Consider the following 24,072-nt stretch of genomic DNA (forward strand, 5'->3'; position numbering starts at 1 on the left):
TCACGCCACGCGGGTCTGCGTTTCGGCGCTGTATTCCGGGTCGGCCTCGCAGATCACGCGGTTGCGGCCGGCGCGCTTGGCGGCGTAGAGGCAGGCGTCGGCGCGCTCGATTAGGGAATCGGTATCGTCGGTCGGCTTCAGCATGGAGACGCCGACCGAGATCGTGACGCGGCCGAGGATCTCGCCGGTCGACTTCTTCTTCAATTCCTTGGCCATCACGGCGCGGCGGATGTGGTCGGCGACCGTCAGCGCCTGGCGCAGCGCGGTGTTGGGCAGCACGACCGCGAATTCCTCGCCGCCATAGCGGGCGGTGATGTCCTGGCCCTTGATGTTCTGCTTCAGCGACTGCGCCACCAGGCGCAGTACCTGGTCGCCGGTGAGGTGGCCGTAGGAATCGTTGAAAGACTTGAAGTGATCGATGTCGAACATCAGCAGCGACAGCGGCTCGCCGCTCACCAGCGCGCTGTGTACCGTCATGTCGATCGAGCGGTCGAAATATTTGCGGTTGCCGAGGCCGGTGAGCGGGTCGGTCAGGCTCTCGGCGCGGATCGCTTCCAGGCTGTGCTGCAACTCGCTGATCTCGGACTTCGACAGTGCGAGCCGGTCTTCCAGCGCCTTGTTGGTCTCGCGCATATCGCGCGTCGATCTTGCCAGGCTCTCGACGATCGCCTTGATCTGATCGCGGGTGGTAGCGGTCGCGAGCTTGTCGCTGGCGCCGGCGAGACTGGCGTCGTAGGTCGCGGACACGCCGAGCGCATCGGTGATCAGTTTCATGACCGTGTCAATCTCGCCGATCACGCGCGCGCCGACCTTGTCGATGCGGTCGGATGTCTTGATGTGGGAGAGGTAGGTTTCGTAGATCTGCTCGAGATCGGATTCGCTGAGTTTGCCGCTGCGCGCCAGCGTCTCGTTGATGACCTTGTTGAGCGCGGCGTTGTAGCCGGTCGCGTAGACGTACCAGATTTCGTAGTTGCGCGGGACGGCGGTCTGGCGAAGCGAACGGATCTGGCCAAGCGCGACTTCGGCAAAGGCCAATGTACGTTCGTGTTCGTCCAGCAGCTTGACCACTGTTACGTCCCCAATGCGCGTGGTTGCCGGTTATGGTCCAGCAGCAATAACTAAACTATCGGCGCGAGGGTACGGGACGAGAGTGAAGGCAAGGTAAACAGTAGAATTACGGGAGGCCGGCCGCGATCGCTTGTCGCGGCGCGCGATTATACGAATCGAGCGCCGCTTCCGATGCCTCGCCGTGCGGACTGTTGCTTCGCGAAATCCGCCGGCAATTCCGGACGTTACGCGCGTGCGCGCACAGGTCGCAGGAGGAAGGCGGGCAGGTGCGAATGATCGGCGGGCTCGTGGTCCACGTCGCGCTGCGGCCGCCGCGGCTCGGCCCGGCCGATCGACGGCACGTGCGACGTGGATGGCTGCTGGTTGGCGTTGCGGCCGTGGCGCGGCTCACGGTCCTTGCGCGGCTCGCGATCATGACGCGCTTCGCGATCATGACGCGCTTCGCGATCCTGGCGCGGTTCGCGATCCTGGCGCGGTTCGCGCTCCTGCCGCGGCTCGTGCTCGGGGCGTGCCTCACGGTCCTGGCGCGGCTCGCGCTCGCGGCGCGGCCTGCGGCCACCGCGGCTGCCCTCGCGTGAACCGTCGCGGCCGCGCGCCCGGCGCGGCGCTTCGGCGTCGCCGGACGCATCGCCATGAACGGTGTAGTCGCCCTCGGCGCGCGGGATCTGCTGGCCGATCAGCTTTTCAATCGCGGCCATCGACTTGCTGTCGAGCGAGGTGACGATGGAGATCGCGGTGCCGGTGCGTCCGGCGCGGCCGGTGCGGCCGATGCGGTGCACGTAGTCGTCGGGATGGTGCGGCACGTCGAAATTGAAGACGTGGCTCACCGCGGGAATGTCGAGGCCGCGGGCGGCGACGTCGGAGGCCACCAGCAGCGGCAGCTCACCCTTGCGGAATTGATCCAGCGCAGCCATGCGCGCGCTCTGGTCCATGTCGCCATGGAGCGCGCCGACGCTGAAGCCGTGCTTCTGCAGCGATTTGTGAAGGATCGCGACTTCACGCTTGCGATTGCAGAAGATGATCGCGTTGTTGAGGTCCTTGGCCTCGCGCAGCAGGCGGCGCAGGATGTCGCGCTTCTCGTGCGCCTCGCGGCCCGCAGGCACCTGCAACTGGGTCACCGTGACCGCCGTCGTCGCCGGCTTGGAGACCTCGACCTTGGCTGGGTTGTGCAGGAACTGCTCGGTGATGCGGCTGATTTCCGGCGGCATCGTCGCGGTGAAGAACAGGGTCTGGCGCGTGAACGGGACAAGCTTGCAGATGCGTTCGATGTCGGGGATGAAGCCCATGTCGAGCATCCGGTCGGCTTCGTCGATCACCAGCAACTCGACGCCGGTGAGCAGCAGGCCGCCGCGTTCGGTGTGGTCGAGCAGGCGGCCGGGCGTTGCGATCAGGACGTCAACGCCGCGCGTCAGCTTGGAGTCCTGGTCGCCGAACGAGACGCCGCCGATCAGAAGCGCGACGTTGAGCTTCTGGCCGGCGCCGTATTTGTCGAAGTTTTCCTTCACTTGGGCGGCGAGCTCGCGGGTCGGCTCGAGGATCAGGGTGCGCGGCATCCGTGCTCGGGCGCGGCCCTTTTCGAGGATCGTAAGCATCGGCAGCACGAAGGCGGCGGTCTTGCCGGTGCCGGTCTGGGCGATGCCGAGGACGTCGCGGCGTGCCAGAACGTGCGGGATCGCCTGTTCCTGAATGGGGGTGGGGGTGGTGTAACCTGCGCCCGCAACTGCGGTGAGAACCTTGTCGGACAGGCCGAGATTGGAAAAGGACATTGAGCCTCTGGTCGATACCGCCGTTCGGGATCGAAGGTATAAGGCTGTCGCGTTCGGCCCCGAAACGGCTCGCTTCTCAAAAAAGCTCGGGGGCTGCTAAAGGACGCTGACGGGCGGCAAGCCTGACGAATCGTGGTTCGATCCGAGTGCCGCGTTCAAGCCGGAACATAGGGAGGAAACCGGCAAAGTCAATCTGTGAGCCGGCCAAATGGCCGAAAAAGCTTAATATTTTCGCCCAAATAAGCGTCTTTTCCGTCATTTTACGGTCAAATGACTCATCCCACCCGGATCGCACGGCGCCGTCCCGGCCGCGTCATCCGGACTGGTTTGCGCGGTGGAGCTGATCGGATTGCGCCGGGCCGATCTCATCGTGCTCGAGAGCCCCCCGCAGCCCGGTAGTCGCCCGGCGTCATCTGTTCGGCCGCATTGAACAACCGGTAGAACGTGGCGAGGCTTTCGAAGCCGCAGGCAAAGGCGACCCTGGTGATCGACCAGTCCGGCCGTTCGCGGAGCAGGCGGCGGCTCCGCTCGATACGGAGTGCGGTGACGGTCTCGGAGAAACTGATCTCTTCCGCCTCGAACAGGACGTGGAGGTGACGAAGCGAAATGCCCAGCAAATCGGCGATCAAAGGGGGCGACAGCGTGGGCCGCAACAGGTGCTTCTCGATCAGACGGCGCGCCAGCGACAGGCGGCCGGTGCGCAGCGCTTGCTGCGCCAGCCGGCTGCCGGACCGCAGCACACCGCGCTCGATCAGCGCGATGTGGGCCAGCGCCGTGATCAGCGGGGCCGTCTCCGTCGGCGCGGCGGCGTCATCGCCCTCGAGCAGGTCGCGGAAGCAGGATTCCAGCAGCGGCCGTAGCGCAGTCTGATCTTGCACCGGCTTGGGCGCGAGCTCGTCGAGCCTGCCGCGGCGCGGCTGGGGAATACTCGCCAGGGGGATCTTGAGGATGCGCAGATGGAAGCCGTCGTTGTGGAGCGGCACGGTGCGGTAGGGCAGGTCCGCATAGCTGGTCGCGAACATGCCATCGCGCACCGCAAAGTCGCCGTGCCTGATACCGCTGAACCAGCCACCTCCGCCAAGCTGCTGGTAGATGCACAGGCTGTCGCTCCGCGCATCGGCGATGTCGCGGTGGCGGCGCTCGACGCGATAGGGCGATGCGCGCATCTCGACCAGCCCGGCGTCACCGAGCTTGCGCAGCGAAAACTTGCCGAAGAAGTCCCGCCGATGTTCGGGCGCGAGTTCCGCGGTGACGCCGAACAGGCCCTTGGCGCGCACCTCGCGCCAATAGTCAAAGCGATCGCGCGGATCGATTTGTTCAGTGGACCATGTGTACACGGGGAGATGCCTTGGACTTGCGGAGAGGCAGAACTTATCATGCGGGCATCAAAAGGGAACTTATCGATATCTGTGCGGGCGCCCGGTGCGTCCGGCTGGCGCAAGGCGGATCGGACAGTCGGTCTTGAACCGGCCAAATGGCTGGCCCGACTATTGATCGGTGGTCGCGCGGGTCGCAGACCTGTCGGTGCATGCGGGAATGAGGATGAAGCACTGGTTTTCGATGATATCGGCGACCGCCATCGCGGCTGCCGTTTTGGCGGTTGCCATGCCGGCGCAAGCCGCCAAGCGCGTCGCGCTGGTGATCGGCAACAATGATTACAAGAACGTGCCGAAGCTGCAAAAGGCGGTCAACGACGCCCGCACCATGGGCGATACGCTGAAGCAGCTCGGGTTTTCCGTCATGGTGGCCGAGAATCTGAACCGCCAGGCATTCTCCGAAACCCTGCTGGCCTTTGACCGCACGGTCGAGCCCGGCGACACCGCGTTCTTCTTCTACGCCGGCCACGGCTTCGAGATCACGGGCCAGAACTTCCTGCTGCCGACCGACGTGCCGGCCGCGACCGAAGGGCAGGAAGAACTGGTGCGCGACGCCTCTGTTCTCGCCGACCGCATCGTCGAGCGTCTGCAGAACAAGAAGGCGCGGACCTCGATCCTGGTGTTCGACGCCTGTCGCAACAATCCGTTCGAGCGCGCCGGCACCCGTGCCGTCGCCGGCGGCGGCGGGCTGGCGCCGATGACGCAACTGCCGGAAGGTGTGTTCTCGGTGTTCTCGGCGGGGCCGCGGCAAACCGCGCTCGACCGCCTGTCGAACGACGATACCAATCCCAATTCGGTGTTCACGCGGACCTTTGCCAAGGAGCTGCTGCGGCCTGGCGAGAATCTGGTGCAGGTCGCCCAGCGCACGCGGCGTCTGGTCAGCGAGGCTGCCGAGACCGTGCGGCACAAGCAGATCCCGGTCTATTTCGACCAGATGGTCGACGACGTCTTCCTGAACGGGGCGGCGAAGGGGCAGGCCGATGCGGTAAAGCCTTCGGCGCTGCCGCAGCAGGTGGCGGCGTTGCCGCCGGTGGCCGTGCCGAAGCTGCCGAAGGAGGACTCCGCCAACGCGCCGATCGCCAGCTTCTCGCGGCACAATGGCGGCTGGACCGTGGTGTTCTCGATCGCCGATCCGACGCTCGGCATCTCCTGGCGCATGGGCGATGCCGGCGATTTCCGCGAGACCGGCTTCATCGACACGCTCGATCCGCGCACCCGCAAGCGGATGCCCAACCCCTCGATCGAGCTGCCGGCCGATGCGCCGGCCGGCACCATCCAGTTGCGCTACGTCGATACGCAGGGCGAGATGCAGGGGCCGTTCCCGATCAGGTTCGATCCCGACGCCGCGCTGATCCGCGACCAGCGCAAGATCCTCGACATGACCGCGACGAGCTGGCTGTCGTTCCGCGAGTTCAACGGTCTGCTCGTCTATTACACGCACCTGATGTCGTACCGCTGTGCGATCCGCGAGGTGCGGATCGGCGTCGACAGCGCGGTGCCGGATAAGGTCTTGAAGATGCCGGCTTGCAATCCGCGCGATCCGAGCGCCATCCCGTCCGACGCGCAGCCCTACCTAAAACTCGGGCCGCAGACCAAGGCGGTGTCGGTGGAGCTGACGTATCGCGACGGCAGCGTCTCGGAGATCAAGACGTTCCGGCGCTAGTCGGATCGAACCAGCGATTGGGATGGAGTCATGGACGAAGGTGGTCCGCAACAGCGCAGCGCGCGCGATCTGAAGGTTCGCTGCTGCGTGGTCGGCGGTGGGCCGGCCGGCATGATGCTTGGCTATCTCTTGGGACGGGCCGGGGTCGACGTCGTGGTGCTGGAGAAGCACGCCGACTTCTTCCGCGACTTCCGTGGCGACACCGTACATCCCTCGACGCTGCAGGTGATGGACGAGCTCGGGCTGATCGACGGCTTCCTGAAGCTGCCGCATCAGAAAATCCAGAAGATGGACGGCATCTTCGCCGGCAGGTCGGTGCGGATCGCCGACCTCAGCCGTCTGCGCGTCAGATATTCGTTCATCGCGATGATGCCGCAGTGGGACTTCCTTAACTTCCTGCGCGAGAGCGGCAAGCGCTTCGCATCGCTGAAAGTGCTGATGAACACCGAGGCGACCGATCTGCTCCGGCGCGGCGAGACCATCACCGGCGTTCGCGCGACGACGCCGGACGGGCCGATCGAGATCGAGGCCGATCTCACCATCGCCTGCGACGGCCGCCATTCGACGGTACGCGAGCGTGCCGGGTTCGCGGTCGAGGAGATCGGCGCGCCGATGGACGTGCTGTGGTTTCGCGTCGGGCGGCGACCCGACGAGACCGAGAACCTGTTCGCTCGGATCGAGAACGGCAAGATGATGGTGACATTCGACCGCGGCGATTATTGGCAGTGCGCCTATGTGATCGCCAAGGGACAGTATGAGGCGGTGAAGGCGAGGGGACTGCCGGCGCTGCTCGACGACGTGCTGCGGCTCGCGCCGATCCTCAAGAGCGGCATTGCCGACGTGAAAAGTTTTGACGACGTGAAGCTGCTCACGGTGGCGATCAACCGGCTGTCGCGCTGGACGCGCCCGGGCCTGCTGTGCATCGGCGATGCGGCGCATGCGATGTCGCCGATCGGCGGCGTCGGTGTCAACCTCGCGGTGCAGGATGCCGTCGCGACTGCCAACATCCTCGCGGCAAGGCTTGCGCAGGGCTCCCCGTCCGAAGACGAGCTCGATGCCGTCAGGCGGCGGCGCGAATTTCCGGTGCGCGTGACGCAGCGCATGCAGGTGGTCGCGCAGAACAACATCATCACCGCCGCGCTCAGAGCGGGCGGTCAAGGCGTGCCGTTCGCGCTCCGGCTGATTACGGCAATGCCCTGGCTGCAGGGGCTGACGGCGCATCTCGTCGGCATCGGGGTTCGCCCCGAGCACGTCCATTCGCCAGCCAAGGGTTGATCCGCGAAGCAGAGCTTGTCTCGATCCGCACGCCTTGCAAAAAACCCGGTGCGATGCGCCGGGGCTTTCCTGCGTGGTAGCCCTTTAGGCCATTACCGAATAGCCGCCGTCGACTGGAATTGCGGTGCCGGTGACGAAGTCGGATGCCGGCGACGCCAGGAACACGGCGATCCCGGCAAAATCGTCGATCGCGCCCCAGCGCGCCGCAGGCGTGCGTGCCAGCACGCGCTCGTGCAGGCCTGGCACCTGCTGGCGCGCGCCGCGCGTCAGGTCGGTGTCGATCCAGCCGGGCAGGATGGCGTTGACCTGGATGTTGTCCGGCGCCCAGGCATTGGCGCAGGCGCGGGTGTACTGCACGATGCCGCCCTTGCTCGCGGCATAGGCCGCGGCGAAGCTCGCGCCGAAGATCGACATCATCGAACCGATATTGATGATCTTGCCGCTCCCGGATGCTTTCAGCGCCGGATACGCCGCCTTCGAGCAGACGAAGGCGCTGGTCAGGTTGGTGTCGATGACCTTGCTCCACTCGTCGAGTTCGAGCTCATGCGGCGGCTTGCGGATGCTCATGCCGGCATTGTTGACGAGGATATCGATCCGGCCGAGCTCGCTGACAACTTGGGCGATCATGCCGTCGACCGCCGCCTTGTCGGTGACGTCAGTCGCGACCGCAATGGCCTTGACGCCGCGCTGCCGGAGATCTTCGACGGCGGCCTTCGACTTGGTCTCGTTGCGACCAACGATTGCGATCGCCGCGCCGGCATCGGCGAGGCCGCGAGCCATGCCGAGCCCGATTCCGCCATTGCCGCCGGTGACGATGGCGACCTTGCCCGACAGATCAAACAGTCCGTTTTTCATTGTTTTATCCGCTGTGGTTTTTGAGGCTGCGTCGAGACTGCCCGATCAACGGCGCCGTGACCAGATCGGCATCAGGCGGGCGGACCCGCGTGCAGCCAATGGCCGCACGATGCCTTCTGCGGAAGAGGACATCTGCCCAACAAAAAAGCCCCGGGAAAACCGGGGCTTTTCGTCTGCTAAATCAGCAGGGATCAGTACTCGTCTCAGTACTTGGCGACAACCGGGCCGCTCCAGTTGAAGCGGTAGACCAGCGACGTGCTGATGGTCTGCACGAAGGGCTTGAAGGTGATGTCGCGGCCGTTCGAAAGGTTGGTGCCGTCGGCCAGCTCGGAGATGTTCTTGTTCTCGTAGTAGGCGGCACGATACTCGGTCTTCATGAACCAGCCCGGCGCCGTGATGCCGAAGATGTTCAGGTTGTTCTCGACGCCGCCGCCGACGAACCAGCCGCTGCGATCGAAGCCGTTCGTGTGCAGGCCGGCGGGGAGAGCCGTCGCGGTATCATACAGCGTGGTGCCCTTCCAGTGCGAGCTGGAGTAGCCGGCATTCACGTAGGACAGCACGTTCGGGGCGACCAGATAGCCGAGGCGCGCACCGGCGGCCCAGCTGTAGTCGTTCTTGATGTTGCCAGCGACGAACGGACCCTGATCCTGGATGGTGCCCTTCAGGCTGCCGAACTGGCCGTCAGCGAACACGCCGATAACCCAGCTGTTGGCGGTCTGCCAGTCGTAGCCGGCGCCGACGGTACCGAACCAGCCATCGCCGCCCTGGCGCTGGTTGAAGCCGAGGATCGGCGCGCCCGTGGTGGTCGACTGGACGCCGGTGTCGGCATCCCAGATGCCGCCGCCGCCGCCGCCGAAGATGTAGAAGCCGGTCCAGCTCGGCGCGACCGGGAGCGGAGCCGGAGCCTTGGTGTAGGGGCGGGCAGCCAGGTCGGCCGCCGACGCCGATGCCGTCATCGCAGCAACCGCGGTCAGCGCGAGCAAAATCTTCTTCATATCCAAATCCTCGACTTTAGCGTTCCAGCGGGTCACTGACGGGACGTGTTAGCGCCGATTCCCCAAGCTCATGTCGGGGACTATACGCAGTTCCACTGAAAATGCTGTTGCGGGTGAGACACAACCGGCCGAAAACGCAGCGAGGGCTGCGCTGCGGACAGGCGAACGAAGACGGCCGTCGCCGGATCGAGGGCGGCCGGAAACTCATTTGAAATCAACCAGTTGGATCGTCGGCGCGTCATCTAGACGTCGAGCAGATCGTCGCTCGCGAATTCGGCCTTGTCTGAGATGAAGGCAAATCGGGCTTCCGCCTTGGTGCCCATCAGCCGCTCCACGGAATCGGCAGTGCCTTCGCGATCTTCGGTCAGGAGTTTTACGCGCAGCAGGGTCCGCGTGGCGGGATCCATGGTGGTTTCCTTGAGCTGCGTCGGGTTCATTTCGCCAAGGCCCTTGAAGCGGCCGATCTCGACCTTTGCGTTGGCGTGGAATTCGGACTTGATCAGCTCATCCCGGTGGGCATCGTCGCGGGCGTACACGGTCTTCGTGCCATGGGTCAGCTTGTAGAGCGGTGGCACCGCCAGATAGAGGTGGCCTTGATCGATCAGCGGCTGCATCTGCCGGTAGAAAAAGGTGATCAGCAGTGAAGCGATATGCGCGCCGTCGACGTCGGCGTCGGTCATGATGATGATGCGCGAATAGCGCAGGTCCTCTTCGCGGTAATGCGTGAGCGTGCCGCAACCGAGCGCGAGAACCAGGTCGGCGAGCTGCGCGTTGGCAGTAAGCTTGTCCTTGCCGGCGGACGCGACGTTAAGGATTTTGCCCCGCAACGGCAGGATGGCCTGGGTCTCGCGGTTGCGTGCCTGCTTGGCGGTGCCGCCGGCCGAGTCGCCCTCGACGATGAAGAGCTCTGATCCTTCGGTGCCGGCGTTGGAGCAGTCGGTCAGCTTGCCGGGCAGGCGCAGCTTCTTGCCGGCGCTCTTGCGCGCGGTTTCCTTTTCCTGGCGGCGGCGCAGCCGCTCCTCGGCGCGATCGATCACGAAATCCAACAGGCGGTTGGCCTGGTTCGGATTGCCCGACAGCCAGTGATCGAACGGGTCCTTCATCGCCTGTTCGACGATGCGCTGCGCTTCCGCGGTGGCGAGGCGATCCTTGGTCTGGCCCTGGAATTCAGGCTCGCGCACGAACACCGAGAGCATCACGGCGGCGCCGACCATCACGTCTTCCGAGGTGATCGAGGCCGCGCGCTTGCCCTGGCCGGCGCGCTCGGCATGGTCCTTCAGGCCGCGCAGCAGCGCGCTGCGCAGGCCCGATTCATGCGTGCCTCCGTCCGGTGTCGGCACCGTGTTGGTGTAGGACGACAAGAAGCCGTCGGCGTCGGCGGTCCAGGCCACCGCCCATTCGCACGCGCCATGTGCGCCGCTGCGGCCGGACTTGCCGGAGAAGATGTCCTGATGCACCAGCGTGTCGGCGTGGATCGCCGCCGCGAGATAGTCCTTCAGGCCGCCGGGGAAATGGAAGGTCGCCTCGGGCGGCACATCCTCGACGCCCTTGAGCAACTCCGGGTCGCAGCGCCAGCGGATCTCGACGCCGCCGAACAGATAGGCCTTGGAGCGCGTCATCTTGAACAGGCGCTGCGGCTTGAAGGCGGCCTTGGCGCCGAAGATGTCGGTGTCGGGCTTGAAGCGGGTGCGGGTGCCGCGGCGGTTGTTGATCTTGCCGAGATCCTCGAGCTTGCCTTTGGGAATGCCGCGCTCGAACACCATCCGGTAGAGCTTCTGGCTGCGCGCGACCTCGACCTCGAGTCGCGAGGAGAGCGCGTTGACGACGGAGACGCCGACGCCGTGCAGACCGCCCGAGGTTTCGTAGACCTTGGAGTCGAACTTGCCGCCCGAGTGCAGCATGCACATGATGACTTCGAGCGCCGACTTCTTCGGAAATTTCGGATGCGGGTCGACCGGAATGCCGCGGCCGTTGTCAGTTACGGTGAGGAAGCCATCGGCCGTCAGCTCGACCTCAATGAAGGTGGCGTGGCCGGCCAGCGCCTCGTCCATCGAGTTGTCGATCACCTCGGCGAACAGATGATGCAGGGCCTTCTCGTCGGTGCCGCCGATATACATGCCCGGCCGTTTCCGGACCGGTTCCAGCCCCTCCAGGACCTCGATGTCGGCCGCCGTATAGCCGTCCTCGGCGCTTCCCGTAGAGCGGGCGGCAACCTTCAGAGGTGCGCGAGCCTTGGACTCCGGGGCTCCGAACAGGTCGTCGGCAGACTTGGTTTTGGCGTTTGATTTCTGAGGCTTGGACATGGTTCTTCAAGTGGCGCGCCAGTTCTGGCGCGGCGAATCGGTTGCTTTGACTATGCCACGGATAGGCTGCCAATGGGGACGGCCGAGGGCAGCTGGGCCCCGCCGTCCCCTCAGATAGGCAGTGCCAATTACGCCCGCGAGGTGCGGAACACAACGACCACGAACAGGGCCATGGCGGCAACCACCATGAGCGATCCGACGATCGGAGCGGCCTCGAGCGAGGGCCCCTTCAGCAGCACCAGCGCCACGCCGGCCGGGAACAGGATGCCACCCACGATATGCAGCCAGCCCTGGACCTTTGCCAGCAGCATGCTGCCGGCGGCCGGCACGAGGCGGTAGTACAGGCCGAACAGGAACAGAAGCACGCCGCCGACGAGATTGAGATGCGCATGTGCCGGCGCGAGCGTGAAGTCGTGCTGGATACCCATGGCGATGCCCGCGAGCATTCCGAACAGCAGAACAACCACGCTCACGCACATCATCAGTGATCCGATCATCCGGTGAATCCTTTTTTCTTGTGAGGAAATGTCAGCCAGCCGGAGCAGCAAGAGGCCGAAGCGCTCCATGGGAAATCACGTTCGATCCCCGCCTTTGTGACTTGATGTCACGCATTGGGCTGGCTTACCTGTTCTTAGGCGAAGGGCCGGTAGAAAGGTTCAATCAGGAACGCCACGGAGCGGAAGGCATTCGACGAGATGGAAGATTTTGCGCGCGCCCTGGCTGAATTCGTGCGCCATCACCAGGCTTGGGCCGCCCCGATCGTCATGCTGCTGGCGTTCGGTGAATCGCTCGCTTTCATCTCGCTGCTGGTCCCGGCCTGGGGCGCGCTGGTCGCGATCGGCGCGCTGATCGGCGTCAGCGGCATCAGCTTCTGGCCGGTGTGGATCGCCGGCGGCATCGGAGCTGCGCTCGGCGACTGGGTCTCCTACTGGTTCGGCTATCGCTACAAGGAGCAGGTCGCGCAGATGTGGCCGCTGTCGCGCTACCCGGAGATATTGCCGCGCGGCGAGGCGTTCGTGAAAAGGTGGGGCGTGCCCAGCATCTTCATCGGCCGCTTCTTCGGTCCGCTACGCGCCTCGGTGCCGCTCGCCGCCGGCATTTTCGAGATGTCGTATTGGCAATTCCAGATCGCCAATTTCGTCTCCGCGCTGGTCTGGTCGGCCGCGCTGCTGCTGTTCGGCGACGTCATCGCGCACGCCGTCGAATGGATCTGGCGGGCGGCGTAAAGCCGGGCTCCGGGCCCAATCCGGCTCCCACAGCCTGTGAGAGAAACTAAAATTCGTTCTATCTCCGCGACGTGCTAGTAATTTCCCGGTGTTAGCTGAACAGCCGTCGTCACGCTCGGCTGCGGGGTTTTCGGCAACATGACAGCGCGTATCGTTTCAGCTCTGCTGCTGGTGCTGATCTCATCGATCCTGACCGGGGGCAACGCTGCCGGTCCGGCGAACGCGGAGCAGGGCCCGGTCTGGGTCGATCCGGGTTGGCGGCGGACGGTGGCGCGCTATCACGTCACATTCGATGAGCATGGTCTGAGCACGACAGTGTTCGACTTTGAGATCCAGGCGCTCGATGAGAAGGGCGCCCAGACCATCGCGCAGCAGACCATTGCCTATAACAGCTACTTCACCGAACTATCCTCCGGCGAACTCGCTACGTTGAAGGCGGATGGCAGCGTCATCGCAGTCGATGAACGCGCCATCCGCGATCAACCGGCATCGGCGGACTTGTCCTCCCCCTATTTCGATGAGTTGCGGCACAGGATCATTGCCTATCCGCATGTTGCCGCCGGCGACAGGATCAGGGGACACCTGGTCTACAAGGCCAAGATCGCCAGGTTTCCCGGCGAGTTCGCGCAATACTGGGCGCAGCCGGCAGACCAGCCGCCGGAGTTGATGGAGCTCACGGTCGACGGGCCAGCCGCCAGGCCGCTGCATCTTGCGCTCAGAAACGTCGAGCATCGCGAGGAGCGGCTGGGCGAGCGGGTCATCCACCACGTGGATTTCAGGCAGCAGACGCCGAAGCCACGCCAGATCGACGCTGACTCGTTCGACGACGCCAGGCGTTTCGAAGTCAGCACCTTCGCCGATTATGCCGCCTTTGCTGCCATGCTCAATGCCCGTAACGGGCCCATGGCCGTGCCCGATGCGAGGCTGCGAGCGCTCTCCACCGAGATCGTCGGCGACGCCGCCGACATCAACGGCAAGATCGAGCGAATTTACAATTGGGTGGCACGGAATATCCGCTACGTCGGGATTGGTTTCGAGGACGGCGGCTGGACGTCGCAGCCGGCATCGGCCGTGCTCGCGGCCCGCTACGGCGACTGCAAGGCGCATGCGACGATCCTCAAGGCCCTGCTGGCGGTTCACGGAATCGAAGCCAATCTGGTCGCGGTGAATGCCGATGTGCAATTCACACTCACGGAGGTCGCGACTGCCAATTTCAACCATGCCATCGTTTACGTGCCGGCGATCGACCGGTATCTCGACCCGACCGTATCGCTGCTGGGCTTCGGCGCGTTGCCGCCGGGCCTCGGCGGCAAGCCGGCACTCAACATCGACAAGGGCGCCGTGGTCCGCATTCCGGTGCCGAAGCCGGACCGTTTCTCGCTGGCGGCGGAGACCGACTACACCTTGGCAAAGGACGGTACGCGGCAAGCCCGCTCGATCCTGTCGGGCACCGGCGTCGGCGCGCTGCTGGGGCGTTCCGTCGCCCAAGGCCTTGAAGGGGTGGATCGGGCAGCGACGGCGAGGCGGCTGATCGAGCAGGCGCAGCTGAGCGGCACCGGCGACTACAGCTTTCCGAACCCGCGCGAGCTGTCCGACAGCTACGCCATCACGGCCACATTCCAGATCAGCAAGCCTGTCGAACTCGGCGAATGGACGCGCATCAGGATGCTGCCGCTGACGGATGTGCGGCCCTCGCTGCAACTGTTGAGCGTTGGCGGTGCGACCGACCGGCCGTTCCTTTGCCGCTCGCTCGAGTACCGGGAGATCAGCTCGCTCACCCTTCCGGAGGGCACCAATCTCAAGGAAAAGCCGTCGCCGGTCGCCTATACCAAAAGCTTTAGCGGCTCGACGGCGTATGGGGTTGCCAATGGCCGCATCGATGTGAGCGGTGCCGCCGAGCTCGACGGCCGGACGGTCCGTTCCAGCGCCGTCGTCCGCCTGAGCGTTGACGCGGCGGTCTGCCCGGCGGAGTTCGCCACGGCAATCAAGGCCGGCCTGGACCAGTTCACGGAGTTCAGATACGGGCCGATCGGCCTGACGCCTCAGGTGCCCGCCGCCGTCACGGACGTTCGTGCCGGCTTCGACGAGGGTGTCCGCGCGTTTGCAGCAAAGCAGTACAAGCTTGCCATGACGCGTTTCAAGCCGCTCGCCGAGGGCGGCGACGCCAGGGCTCAATCCTATGTCGGGCATATGTACGAGAGCGGTCGAGGCGTCGAGCGCAACCCGGGCGAGGCACTGCGCTGGTTTCTGATGGCGGCCGAGCAGGGTGACTCCTACAGTCAGTCGCAAGTCGGCATGCTCTACGAGACTGGACTGGGCATCGTTCACGACGAAAAGCTGGCGGCCGAATGGTATGCCAAGGCAGCCAATCACAACCATACCGACAGCATGGCTCGCCTGGCGACGATGTACCGCGACGGTCGCGGCGTGGCGCGAGATTTTGAGCAGGCGGTCCGTTGGTACACCAAGGCGGCCGATCAGGGCATTGCATGGGCGCGGGGAATCTGGCGTTGCTTTACATCAATGGCCAGGGCGTTCCGCAGGATACCGCGACAGCAATCCTTTTCCTTCGCCAGGCGGCCGATCAGAATGATGCCAACGCCCAATATAATCTCGGCTGGGCGTATGAGAGCGGCACCGGCGTTCCGCAGGACGCCCAGGAGGCCATCAAGTGGTATCGCAAGGCGGTTCAGGGCGGAAGTATCTTGGCCCGCACCCACCTCGACGCCCTGACTGGCGGGGACACGCTCATCGGCGCTGTCGTCCGCTACATCGGACAGGGTATCGGGTACTGTCGCGATATCGTTGCGCAGGCTATCGAAAGGATGCGGCGGACCGGGTAGGGTCTTGGAATAACGGCGAGCCGCGGGGGTTAGCGCGGACATCAGCGGTCGTCTCCGGTGTCATCGTGGGGCCGGCCCGAGACTGATAAGATCGCCGTCACTACCTCACCGGGAGAACCTCACATGGAATTGACACGACGTCACGCACTTGCCGGCGCCGCCGGCCTCGCTGCTGCGCCATTGTTGCCGTCTGTTTCCGCCAACGCCGCCGCGCCGATGGCCGACAAGCAGGCGCCGAGCTTCTACCGCTACAAGGTCGGTGACATCCAGGTCACCGTGGTCTCCGACGGCAAGAACGTCTTCAGGCTGGAAGACTCCTTCATCACCAATGCGAAGCGGGACGACGTCAACGCCGCGCTGGAGAAGGCGTTCATGCCGCGCGACATGATGACGATCTACTTCGCACCGCTCGTGCTCAACACCGGCGGCAAGCTGGTCGTGATCGACACCGGCAACGGCGCGCTCGCGAAGACCAACAGCAAGGGCGCCAACGGCCTGTTCGCGGACAATTTCGTCGCGGCCGGATTCGACCCGAAGAACGTCGACATGGTCGTGATCTCGCACTTCCACGGCGACCATGTGAACGGCCTCTTGGCTGCCGACGGCACGCCGGCCTTCCCGAATGCCGAGGTCCTGGTGCCGGCCACCGAGTGGAAGTTCTGGATGGACGAGGGCGAGATGAGCCGCGCGCCCGCCGGCCGCATGCAGGGCCTGTTCAAGAACAACCGCAACATCTTCGAGGCCGGCCTGAAGAAGAAGGTGACGCCGTATGAATGGGGCAAGGAGATCGCGCCGGGCCTGACCTCGGTCGAGACTGTCGGGCACACGCCCGGCCACACCTCCTACGTGTTGGCGTCCGGCTCGGAGAAGGTCTTCATCCAGTCCGACGTCACGAACAACCCGAACCTGTTCGCGACCAATCCGGGCTGGCGCGCGTTCTTCGACCAGGATGGCGAGATGGCGGAGAAGACCCGCCGGCGCGTCTACGACATGCTGGTTGCGGAGAAGCTACAAGTGCAGGGCTTCCACTATCCGTTCCCGGGCCTCGGCAATATCGTCAAGGACGGCAGCGGCTATCGCGTCGTGCCGGCAGCGTGGAATCCGACCATCTAGCGAGGCATGGTTTCCCGGTTTCGGGGGCGGCGCTCGCGACGCCCCCCGGGGTAGACGGAACCAAATCCTTGACGTCGGGCGGCCTTGGCCTTATAGCCCCGCCCATGATCAACGCCGCGACCATCATCATCGCTCGCCGCCGCCGCGCCATTGCGGTATGGGCGGTCGTTCGCGTTTAGATCATCGCCCCTGCCGCCGGATCTCGTCCCGCGGCGCTCTTCCTTGGAAAAAGACACGCGGTTCGATCTGGCGGCTCCCTTCATCGCCCAGGAGCCCAAGAACCATGTATACGCCACCGGTATTCAAGCCTGACCGCGCCGCAAGCCTCGGCTTCGCCGAAGCGCGCGGATTCGGCCTCGTCTGCGCGTGGGATGGCGGCAAGCCGATCGCCTCGGCGCTGCCGTTCTATCTGACCTATGCCGCGGACGGCACGCCGCGGGCGCTGTTTCATGTCGCCCGTCACAATCCGCTGGTAAAGGTGGCCGATGGCGGCTCCTGGCTGCTGGCCGTCACCGGGGCGGATGCCTATGTGTCGGCCGACTGGTACGTGTCACCGGACCAGGTGCCGACCTGGCTCTATCAGGCGGTGCATCTGACCGGGCCGGTGCGGACCATGTCGGGTGAGGAACTCGCCGTTCAGATCGACGCCCTGAGCGCCAAGTTCGAGAACCGGCTGTTGCCGAAGAAGCCGTGGACGTCAGCCAAGATGACAGCCCCGCGGCTGGATGCGATGAAGAACGCGATCGTGGGCCTCGAGATGACGGTGGAAGAGGTGGAGGGCAGCTTCAAGCTGAACCAGCACAAATCCGAGACCGACTTTGCGGCGGTCGCGGGCCATCTCGCTGCGCAAGCCGATGCCGGCGCGCAGGCGATCGCGCATCTGATGCGGCAAGCGCGGCCGGATGTCTTTGCTATCATGACGAACGAGCTCGAAAGGAGCGTGCCATGACCCTCACCGATACCAATCAGCCGGCCACCAAGGGCGGCGCGACCAAGAGCGTGTTCGTCGACGGCGCCTCCGGCACCACCGGCCTCGGCATCCAGGAGCGGCTGCGCCTGATCGGCGACGTCGCGGTGAAGCATATCGCCGAAGACAAGCGGAAGGATCCGGCGGCGAAACGGGCGCTGATGGAGGAAGTGGATCTCGTGATCCTCTGCCTGCCCGACGATGCCGCCAGGGAAACCGTGGCTGTCATCGATACGATGGGCGATGCCGCGCCGAAGGTGCTCGACGCCTCGACGGCCTATCGCGTTGCGCCCGACTGGGCCTACGGCTTCCCCGAGCTCGCGCCCGACCAGGCCGACAAGATCAGGACGATGCCGAAGGTCTCCAATCCGGGGTGCTATCCGACCGGCGCGATCGCGCTGCTGCGGCCGATCGTCGATGCCGGCCTGTTGCCGCAGGACTATCCGGTCACGGTGAACGCGGTGAGCGGTTTTTCGGGCGGCGGCAAGTCGATGATCGCAAGCTTCGAGGACGGCTCGGCGCCGGCCTTCGAGCTCTACGGTCTCGGCTTCGAGCACAAGCACGTGCCGGAGATGCAACTCTACTCGCATTTGACGCGGCGGCCGATCTTCATCCCGTCGGTCGGCAATTTCCGGCAGGGCATGCTGGTGTCGGTGCCGGTGCAGCTCGACGCGCTGCCGGGCAAGCCGACCGGGGCCGATCTGCAGGCGGCATTGGCGAAGCATTATGCCGGCAGCAAATACGTCAAGGCGATGCCGTTGCAGAATGAAGCCAGCAAAAGCGGCCGGCTCGAGCCGGAGGCGCTCAACGAGACCAACCAGCTCGAGCTCTACGTCTTCGCCAGCGACAAGCATCGCCAGGCGGTGCTGGTCGCGCGCCTGGACAATCTCGGCAAGGGCGCCTCGGGCGCAGCCGTGCAGAACATGCGGCTGATGCTCGGCCTCGCCGACAGCTAAGATCAGGGCGCATCGTGGACGACGCCACGCTGCAATTCTACCGGCGCAATGCCGGCGCCTATGCCGGGTGGGCGAAAGCTCCGTCCACCCGGCTGACCGGCTTTCTCAAGCTGTTGCCGCCAGGCGGCACGATCCTCGAACTCGGCTGCGGGGCCGGCAACCATGCCGCCGTGATGCTCGCCGAGGGCTTCGTGCTGCGCGGCGCCGACGGTTCGCCGGAGATGGCCGAGGTCGCCGCGCGCCGCATCAATCATCCCGCGGGATAGCCGCCCGGCCGCGCTCAATTCACCCAGGTCGCAGTGTAGGTGAGGGGAAGACCGAACAGGCGCATCGATCTGATCCGATAATTGGTGACGCCGGCCGTCCGCAGCACCGATTCCAGCTCGTTGCGCGACAACAGGTTCATGTAATCGCCTGCCGCCCACCCCTTGCCGATGAATTCGCAGCAGCGATCGAACTGCTGCTTGGGCAACATGAGATGCAGCAGCGGCAGGCGCGTATGCACCTCGATCGGGAACAGGCGGTTCGGCGTCGTCAGATAGCCGCGCTTTGAGACGCGCCGCATCTCGCGAACGAATTGAATTTGCCGGTCTCGGCTGCCGACATGTTCGATCACGGCGTTGGAATAGCCGATATCGAAGCTGCCGTCAGGGAATTGGAGATCGCAGCCGTCGCCGTTGATCACCTTGATCTGCGGATGGTTCCGGCTGAAATGCTCCATCTTCTCGGGAGTCAAGGCCGTGATTTGTTCCGGATAGGGATAGTGCTTGGCCAGATAATTGTCGGTCGACCAGTAATCGGTGTCGGTGACGCCGATGTCGATGATGGTGTCTGTGCTGCTCGGCTGCAGCAGATCGATGAACTCCTGATATTTCCTGCGCCGGTTGCGACCGGATACTTTCGACGCGAGCGACTCGATCAGATCGGTTGCCGGATTGGTTACAAGCTGGTCCATGAGCGATCTCTTCCAAAAATGAGCGACGACGTTACGTGATCGGCGTGCCTTGGGGCGCGCACGTCGGCTCTTGGTAGTCACGCTGTCCTTTGTCGGACCGCAACGTAAACGGTGCTCTTGGGTACGTCAGGGAGTAGCACCGGCCTTCCAGCATGACTGGCGAGTCGACGAATGCGCCTTGGTCTTCGTACTGGCGCAAACACTAGATCAAAATGCTGAGACACGCTTCAGTTGTGTTGCAGTAACCCTAACGCGGAAGGGCGGGTAACCATGTGTATCAGCGAGGCCGATCCCGCTCGCGAGGTTCGGCGACCGCGCGCCTTTAGCGACGACGCTGGATGTCGCCGCGCGAAGCGGATCAACCGGCGAAATTGCCGATCAGAGGATCTTGAAGATCGCGAGCGCCAGCACCGCCTGGGCGAGGAAGCCGACGGTGAAGGCCAGCGTGCGGAATACCGGCAGGCCGAGCGTGTAGACGATCAGATGTGCGACGCGGGCCCAGAAATAGACGGCGCAGGCCAGCACGGTCCATTTGGTCGAATAGTCGGCGGCGTTGAGGATCAGCACCAGCGGCGCGAAGATCACGAGGTTCTCGACCGCATTGTCGTGGGCGAACATCAGGCGGTTGGCCCATTCGGCATGTGGCTTGTCGTTGCGCGAGGGGTTGGCCATGGCGCCGGAGAGGCCGCGGACCTGGCAGCGGTTGACGATGTAGGGGATCCACAACAGCCCGGTCAGGATCACCGTCAGTGACAGCCAGAACAGTTCGCGCGTCATCGTATCCCCCTCAAGTGATTCGATTCCCGACCGCCGGGACCGCCTGTTTATAGCTGAGCGGAGGACCTTTCGCTACGCGCGGACGCGGACATAGCTGCCGGGAGCGTCCTCGAGCGGCGGCATCTCGTCTGAGCCGACCGCGCGCGCCGGCACCGTCTCCGGATCGTGGCTTTCCAGCCAGGCGCGCCAGTCGGGCCACCACGAGCCCTTGTGCTCCTCCGCACCCTTGAGCCAGTCGGCCAGCTTGACGTCCTTGATGTTGTCGTTGGTCCAGTACTGGTACTTGTTCGACGCTGGTGGATTGACCACGCCGGCGATATGGCCGGAACCGGACAGCACATACTTCACCGGGCCGCCAAAGAACTGCGAGCCGTACAGCACCGATTCCGCCGGCGCGATGTGGTCCTCGCGGGTGGCGAGATTATAGATCGGGACCTTGACCTTCGAGAGATCGAGCAGCGTGTTGTCGAGCACCATCGTGCCGGTCGACAGCCGGTTCTCCAGATAGCAGTTGCGCAGATAGTAGGAGTGGTTCGACGCCGGCATCCGCGTGGCGTCGGAATTCCAGTGCAACAGGTCGAACGCGGCGGGCGACTGGCCCTTCAGATAATTGTTCACGACATAGGACCAGATCAGGTCGTTCGAGCGCAGCATGTTGAAGGCCATCGCCATCTTGCTGCCCTCGAGCACGCCCGAGGCCTGCATGTCGCGTTCCAGCGCCGAGACCTGATCCTCGTCGACGAAGACCAAAAGGTCACCGGCGTGGGTGAAGTCGACCTGCGCGGCAAAGAACGTCGCCGAGGTCACGCGCTGGCGGCGCTTCTCGGCGAGATAGGCCAGCGTCGAGGCGAGCAGGGTGCCGCCGACGCAATAGCCGGCGGCGTGCACCTTCATCTCGCCGGTGATCTTCTCGATCACGTCCATCGCCGTGAGCGGGCCTTCGGTCATGTAGTCCGCCCAGGTCTTCTTGCCGAGCTCCTTGTCCGGGTTGACCCAGGAGATCACGAACACGGTGATACCCTGGTCGACGCACCATTTGACGTAGGATTTCTCAGGGCGCAGGTCGAGGATGTAGAACTTGTTGATCCAGGGCGGCACGATCAGCAGCGGCGTGCGCAGCACGTTCTCGGTCGTCGGTGAATACTGGATCAACTGCATCAGGTCGTTCTGGTAGATCACCTTGCCTGGCGTCGTTGCCATGTTGACGCCGACCTCGAGGTTGGTCGGATCGGACTGGCGGATGCGCAGCGTGCCGCGGCCGGCCTCGATATCCTCCGCCAGCATCTTCATGCCGCGCACGAGGTTGTCGCCGTTGCTCTCGACGGTCGCGCGCAACACCTCCGGATTGGTCAGCACGAAATTCGACGGCGCCAGCGCATTGGCGATCTGCTGCACGTAGAACTCGGCTTTCTTGCGGGTGTGCGGGTCGATGCCCTCGGCGTCACGGACCAGCTGCTGCGCCCATTTCGAGGTGAGCAGATAAAGCTGGAGGATGAAGTCGAAGAACTGGTTCGACTTCCACTCCGGATCCTGGAAGCGCTTGTCGCGCGGCGGCGGCTCGATCGCCGGCTTGGCATCGGCTTCGCCGGCCATGCGGCGCACTGCCGCGCCCCACAAATTGAGGTAATCCTTGCCGAGCCGCATCTGCAGCTCGGAGGCACGCTCCTTGTCGGACAGCCAGTATTCGGCGATCACGCTGAATGTCTTGATGACCTCGCCGAGCTCGTTCGGGGGCTTGTCCTGGACCTCGCCGGTCTGGCGCGGCTTGAGGTAGGCGGCCAGTGCCTGGCCACTGCTCTCCATCGCGCGCGCGATATTCACCGCGAAGGCTTCGGCGTTGAATTTGGGGGCGGCTTGGGCTTCAGTACTGACGTTGCTCATTTGGCGAACATTATCGTGTCGTTGCGGGGCAGTCATCGCGCGGTGCGGCAACGATAATCAGTCAAATTCCAACGTTTCCTTCTGTTGCACTGCGATAAAAAATCTTTGTTCTGACATATTGAGGCCTCAGGGGTCGCATTTGTTGTTCACGCTTTAATCGTTTCGGGCGACAATGGTTTGAACGGTCAGAGCGGGAATTGACGCAGCTTGGGTGCTGCAAGGCTCGTACCAGTGCGACCCGTGTCGGCAACGCGACCTGCGCGCTAGCTTGTTGGGGACATTTCGGCACATGCCGATCGATCGAATGATAAAGAGCCTTGCGGCCGCAGCACTGTTGGCGTCAATCACGGCGCTGGGCGGCTGTTCGAGCACGATTGCGGATTATGCCTTGCCGGCCGATTCCCCGGCGCGGACAAGGGATGCGAGCGGATACCTGCCGGTGCACGACCTTCCGCCCGACCGTAGCGAGCAGACCATGAAGCCGTCCGATCAGGCCAAACTCGAGGCCGAGCTCAAGGCGGCACGGGAGCGTCAGGCGACGGCGGCCGCGCAGAACGCCGCTGCTGCGAGCGACGTGGCCGCGGCGAACGCCGCGCCCGGAAGGTAGCGTCTGAAAGGGCCGATCTGCGCTGGCGCTCCGGAGCGTCCGTGCTAAAAGAACCTCAATTCAACCGCATATCCGGCCGCCGCCCGCAGCTTGCGCGCCTGATCTCGCTCTAAGTCATTGATTCGGTGCGATTTCTGGATGGGGCCGAGTTCGGTTTCGGCAACCGATCAAGGGTCGTCGATTCTGGCATGCCGGTTGTCGGAGCAAGGGTCCCATGGAAGATTTTTACCGCATTCGACGTCTGCCGCCTTATGTCTTCGAGAAGGTCAACCAGGCCAAGGCGGCCGCGCGCAACGCCGGGGCCGATATCATCGACATGGGTATGGGGAACCCGGACCTGCCGACCCCGCCGCATGTGATCGAGAAGCTCAAGGAGACCCTCGGCAAGCCGCGGACCGACCGCTACTCCGCCTCCCGCGGCATCAACGGGCTGCGCAAGGCGCAGGCCGGCTACTACGCGCGCCGCTTCGGGGTGAAGCTCAATCCGGACACCCAGGTCGTCGCCACGCTCGGCTCGAAGGAGGGCTTTGCCAACGTCGCCCAGGCGATCACCGCGCCGGGCGATGTCGTGCTGTGCCCGAACCCGAGCTATCCAATCCATGCCTTCGGCTTCCTGATGGCCGGCGGCGTAATCCGTTCTGTGCCGTCGGAGCCGACGCCGCAGTTCTTCGAGGCGGTCGAACGAGCCATCATCCATTCGATCCCGAAGCCGATCGCGCTCATCGTCTGCTACCCGTCGAATCCGACCGCCTATGTCGCGGACCTCGATTTCTACAAGGATTTGGTCGCCTTCGCGAAGAAGCACGACATCTTCATCCTGTCGGATCTCGCCTATGCCGAGGTCTATTTCGACGAGAACCATCCGCCGCCGTCGGTGCTGCAGGTGCCGGGCGCGATCGATGTCACCGTCGAGTTCACCTCGATGTCGAAGACGTTCTCGATGGCCGGCTGGCGGATGGGCTTTGCGGTCGGCAATGAGCGCATCATCGCCGCGCTGGCGCGGGTGAAATCCTATCTCGATTATGGCGCCTTCACGCCGGTGCAGGTGGCGGCGACCGCCGCGCTGAACGGGCCCGACGACTGCATCCGCGAGATGCGCGATACCTATCGCAAGCGGCGCGACGCGCTGGTCGAGTCGTTTGGCCGAGCCGGCTGGGACATTCCGCCGCCGCAAGCCTCGATGTTCGCCTGGGCGCCGCTGCCCAAGGCGTTCGAGGCGGTCGGCAGCATGCAGTTCGCCACCTTGATGGTGGAGAAATCCGGCGTCGTGGTGTCGCCCGGCGTCGCCTTCGGCGAGCATGGCGAAGGCTATGTCCGCATCGCAATGGTGGAGAACGAGCAGCGCATCCGTCAGGCCGCGCGCGGCGTGCGCCGCTTCCTTGAAAGCGGCATCGAAACGTTGCACAACGTGGTGCCTCTCGCCAACCGACGCTAATCCTTCCAGGT

The 24,072-nt window shown here is 64.4% G+C and carries 20 protein-coding genes and 1 pseudogene; 11 read left to right on the top strand and 10 right to left on the bottom strand.

Annotated elements, in window-relative coordinates; translation table 11 throughout:
* The 3 genes from J6500_RS06810 to J6500_RS06820 form a co-directional block, all read right to left on the bottom strand.
* Complete coding sequence (locus J6500_RS06810) at window positions 1–1,068, bottom strand: GGDEF domain-containing protein (protein ID WP_225711918.1); 1,068 nt, start codon at window positions 1,066–1,068, stop codon at window positions 1–3.
* A gap of 224 nt (window positions 1,069–1,292) precedes the next feature.
* Window positions 1,293–2,834 (bottom strand): DEAD/DEAH box helicase, encoded by a 1,542-nt coding sequence (locus tag J6500_RS06815; RefSeq protein ID WP_225711919.1) that lies wholly within the window; start codon window positions 2,832–2,834, stop codon window positions 1,293–1,295.
* Window positions 2,835–3,199: 365 nt separating this feature from the next.
* Complete coding sequence (locus J6500_RS06820) at window positions 3,200–4,171, bottom strand: AraC family transcriptional regulator (protein WP_225711920.1); 972 nt, start codon at window positions 4,169–4,171, stop codon at window positions 3,200–3,202.
* Between the two features lie 205 nt (window positions 4,172–4,376).
* Here J6500_RS06820 and J6500_RS06825 point away from each other — a divergent pair, with 205 nt between their 5' ends.
* Both J6500_RS06825 and J6500_RS06830 read left to right on the top strand, forming a co-directional pair.
* On the top strand, window positions 4,377–5,873 hold the full coding sequence (locus tag J6500_RS06825; protein ID WP_225711921.1) for a caspase family protein: 1,497 nt from the start codon (window positions 4,377–4,379) through the stop codon (window positions 5,871–5,873).
* A 30-nt stretch (window positions 5,874–5,903) separates the two neighbouring features.
* Complete coding sequence (locus J6500_RS06830; protein ID WP_225711922.1) at window positions 5,904–7,148, top strand: FAD-dependent oxidoreductase; 1,245 nt, start codon at window positions 5,904–5,906, stop codon at window positions 7,146–7,148.
* An 84-nt stretch (window positions 7,149–7,232) separates the two neighbouring features.
* Here the strand turns inward: J6500_RS06830 and J6500_RS06835 are convergent, their stop codons facing one another.
* The 4 genes from J6500_RS06835 to J6500_RS06850 form a co-directional block, all read right to left on the bottom strand.
* A complete protein-coding gene (locus J6500_RS06835; RefSeq protein ID WP_225711923.1) occupies window positions 7,233–8,003 on the bottom strand; it encodes an SDR family NAD(P)-dependent oxidoreductase in 771 nt (256 codons plus the stop codon).
* A 203-nt stretch (window positions 8,004–8,206) separates the two neighbouring features.
* Window positions 8,207–8,998, bottom strand: coding sequence for an outer membrane protein (locus J6500_RS06840; protein ID WP_225711924.1), 792 nt, complete (start codon window positions 8,996–8,998; stop codon window positions 8,207–8,209).
* A gap of 242 nt (window positions 8,999–9,240) precedes the next feature.
* Entirely contained in the window at window positions 9,241–11,301 is a 2,061-nt protein-coding gene (gene parE / locus J6500_RS06845; RefSeq protein ID WP_225711925.1) for a DNA topoisomerase IV subunit B, read from the bottom strand.
* Window positions 11,302–11,429: 128 nt separating this feature from the next.
* Window positions 11,430–11,867, bottom strand: a complete 438-nt coding sequence (locus tag J6500_RS06850; RefSeq protein WP_225711926.1) for a hypothetical protein — start codon at window positions 11,865–11,867, stop codon at window positions 11,430–11,432.
* Window positions 11,868–11,996: 129 nt separating this feature from the next.
* Here J6500_RS06850 and J6500_RS06855 point away from each other — a divergent pair, with 129 nt between their 5' ends.
* The 7 genes and pseudogenes from J6500_RS06855 (at window position 11,997) to J6500_RS06885 (ending at window position 18,672) form a co-directional block, all read left to right on the top strand.
* Complete coding sequence (locus J6500_RS06855) at window positions 11,997–12,527, top strand: DedA family protein (RefSeq protein ID WP_225711927.1); 531 nt, start codon at window positions 11,997–11,999, stop codon at window positions 12,525–12,527.
* 138 nt (window positions 12,528–12,665) lie between these two features.
* Window positions 12,666–14,963, top strand: a pseudogene (locus tag J6500_RS06860) (DUF3857 domain-containing protein); the annotation flags it as partial.
* Between the two features lie 53 nt (window positions 14,964–15,016).
* Window positions 15,017–15,370 (top strand): tetratricopeptide repeat protein, encoded by a 354-nt coding sequence (locus J6500_RS06865; protein ID WP_225711928.1) that lies wholly within the window; start codon window positions 15,017–15,019, stop codon window positions 15,368–15,370.
* Window positions 15,371–15,493: 123 nt separating this feature from the next.
* On the top strand, window positions 15,494–16,483 hold the full coding sequence (locus tag J6500_RS06870; RefSeq protein WP_225711929.1) for an MBL fold metallo-hydrolase: 990 nt from the start codon (window positions 15,494–15,496) through the stop codon (window positions 16,481–16,483).
* Between the two features lie 283 nt (window positions 16,484–16,766).
* Window positions 16,767–17,432 (top strand): FMN-binding negative transcriptional regulator, encoded by a 666-nt coding sequence (locus J6500_RS06875; RefSeq protein WP_225711930.1) that lies wholly within the window; start codon window positions 16,767–16,769, stop codon window positions 17,430–17,432.
* Entirely contained in the window at window positions 17,429–18,406 is a 978-nt protein-coding gene (gene argC, locus J6500_RS06880; RefSeq protein WP_225711931.1) for an N-acetyl-gamma-glutamyl-phosphate reductase, read from the top strand. Before J6500_RS06875 ends, argC begins: the two co-directional genes overlap by 4 nt.
* Before the next feature lie 14 nt (window positions 18,407–18,420).
* The gene (locus J6500_RS06885) at window positions 18,421–18,672 is read left to right on the top strand and encodes a class I SAM-dependent methyltransferase (protein WP_225711932.1); all 252 of its coding nucleotides are present in this window, start codon (window positions 18,421–18,423) and stop codon (window positions 18,670–18,672) included.
* 14 nt (window positions 18,673–18,686) lie between these two features.
* Here J6500_RS06885 and J6500_RS06890 read toward each other — a convergent pair whose 3' ends face one another.
* From J6500_RS06890 to J6500_RS06900, 3 genes are all read right to left on the bottom strand, one after another.
* Window positions 18,687–19,361 carry a class I SAM-dependent methyltransferase gene (locus J6500_RS06890; RefSeq protein WP_225711933.1) on the bottom strand — a complete coding sequence of 225 codons (675 nt, stop codon included), beginning with the start codon at window positions 19,359–19,361 and terminating at the stop codon, window positions 18,687–18,689.
* A 378-nt stretch (window positions 19,362–19,739) separates the two neighbouring features.
* Window positions 19,740–20,138 (bottom strand): MAPEG family protein, encoded by a 399-nt coding sequence (locus J6500_RS06895; protein WP_225711934.1) that lies wholly within the window; start codon window positions 20,136–20,138, stop codon window positions 19,740–19,742.
* Between the two features lie 72 nt (window positions 20,139–20,210).
* Window positions 20,211–22,019, bottom strand: a complete 1,809-nt coding sequence (locus tag J6500_RS06900) for a PHA/PHB synthase family protein (protein ID WP_225711935.1) — start codon at window positions 22,017–22,019, stop codon at window positions 20,211–20,213.
* Window positions 22,020–22,308: 289 nt separating this feature from the next.
* Here J6500_RS06900 and J6500_RS06905 point away from each other — a divergent pair, with 289 nt between their 5' ends.
* Window positions 22,309–22,626, top strand: coding sequence for a hypothetical protein (locus J6500_RS06905; RefSeq protein ID WP_225711936.1), 318 nt, complete (start codon window positions 22,309–22,311; stop codon window positions 22,624–22,626).
* Between the two features lie 214 nt (window positions 22,627–22,840).
* The gene (locus J6500_RS06910; protein ID WP_225711937.1) at window positions 22,841–24,061 is read left to right on the top strand and encodes an LL-diaminopimelate aminotransferase; all 1,221 of its coding nucleotides are present in this window, start codon (window positions 22,841–22,843) and stop codon (window positions 24,059–24,061) included.
* Window positions 24,062–24,072: the final 11 nt, after the last annotated feature.

It is taken from the genome of Bradyrhizobium semiaridum (genome assembly GCF_020329505.1).
GTDB classification, from domain to species: Bacteria; Pseudomonadota; Alphaproteobacteria; order Rhizobiales; family Xanthobacteraceae; genus Bradyrhizobium; species Bradyrhizobium semiaridum.

Excerpts from the sequence above, each read along its gene's own strand:
- J6500_RS06815 (WP_225711919.1), bottom strand. The coding sequence starts at position 2,834 with ATGTCCTTTTCCAATCTCGGCCTGTCCGACAAGGTTCTCACCGCAGTT.
- J6500_RS06875 (WP_225711930.1), top strand. The coding sequence starts at position 16,767 with ATGTATACGCCACCGGTATTCAAGCCTGACCGCGCCGCAAGCCTCGGC.
- J6500_RS06910 (WP_225711937.1), top strand. The coding sequence starts at position 22,841 with ATGGAAGATTTTTACCGCATTCGACGTCTGCCGCCTTATGTCTTCGAG.
- argC (WP_225711931.1), top strand. The coding sequence starts at position 17,429 with ATGACCCTCACCGATACCAATCAGCCGGCCACCAAGGGCGGCGCGACC.
- J6500_RS06865 (WP_225711928.1), top strand. The coding sequence starts at position 15,017 with ATGGGCGCGGGGAATCTGGCGTTGCTTTACATCAATGGCCAGGGCGTT.
- J6500_RS06895 (WP_225711934.1), bottom strand. The coding sequence starts at position 20,138 with ATGACGCGCGAACTGTTCTGGCTGTCACTGACGGTGATCCTGACCGGG.
- J6500_RS06850 (WP_225711926.1), bottom strand. The coding sequence starts at position 11,867 with ATGGAGCGCTTCGGCCTCTTGCTGCTCCGGCTGGCTGACATTTCCTCA.
- J6500_RS06830 (WP_225711922.1), top strand. The coding sequence starts at position 5,904 with ATGGACGAAGGTGGTCCGCAACAGCGCAGCGCGCGCGATCTGAAGGTT.
- J6500_RS06890 (WP_225711933.1), bottom strand. The coding sequence starts at position 19,361 with ATGGACCAGCTTGTAACCAATCCGGCAACCGATCTGATCGAGTCGCTC.
- J6500_RS06855 (WP_225711927.1), top strand. The coding sequence starts at position 11,997 with ATGGAAGATTTTGCGCGCGCCCTGGCTGAATTCGTGCGCCATCACCAG.
- J6500_RS06835 (WP_225711923.1), bottom strand. The coding sequence starts at position 8,003 with ATGAAAAACGGACTGTTTGATCTGTCGGGCAAGGTCGCCATCGTCACC.
- J6500_RS06825 (WP_225711921.1), top strand. The coding sequence starts at position 4,377 with ATGAAGCACTGGTTTTCGATGATATCGGCGACCGCCATCGCGGCTGCC.
- parE (WP_225711925.1), bottom strand. The coding sequence starts at position 11,301 with ATGTCCAAGCCTCAGAAATCAAACGCCAAAACCAAGTCTGCCGACGAC.
- J6500_RS06900 (WP_225711935.1), bottom strand. The coding sequence starts at position 22,019 with ATGAGCAACGTCAGTACTGAAGCCCAAGCCGCCCCCAAATTCAACGCC.
- J6500_RS06870 (WP_225711929.1), top strand. The coding sequence starts at position 15,494 with ATGGAATTGACACGACGTCACGCACTTGCCGGCGCCGCCGGCCTCGCT.
- J6500_RS06905 (WP_225711936.1), top strand. The coding sequence starts at position 22,309 with ATGCCGATCGATCGAATGATAAAGAGCCTTGCGGCCGCAGCACTGTTG.
- J6500_RS06840 (WP_225711924.1), bottom strand. The coding sequence starts at position 8,998 with ATGAAGAAGATTTTGCTCGCGCTGACCGCGGTTGCTGCGATGACGGCA.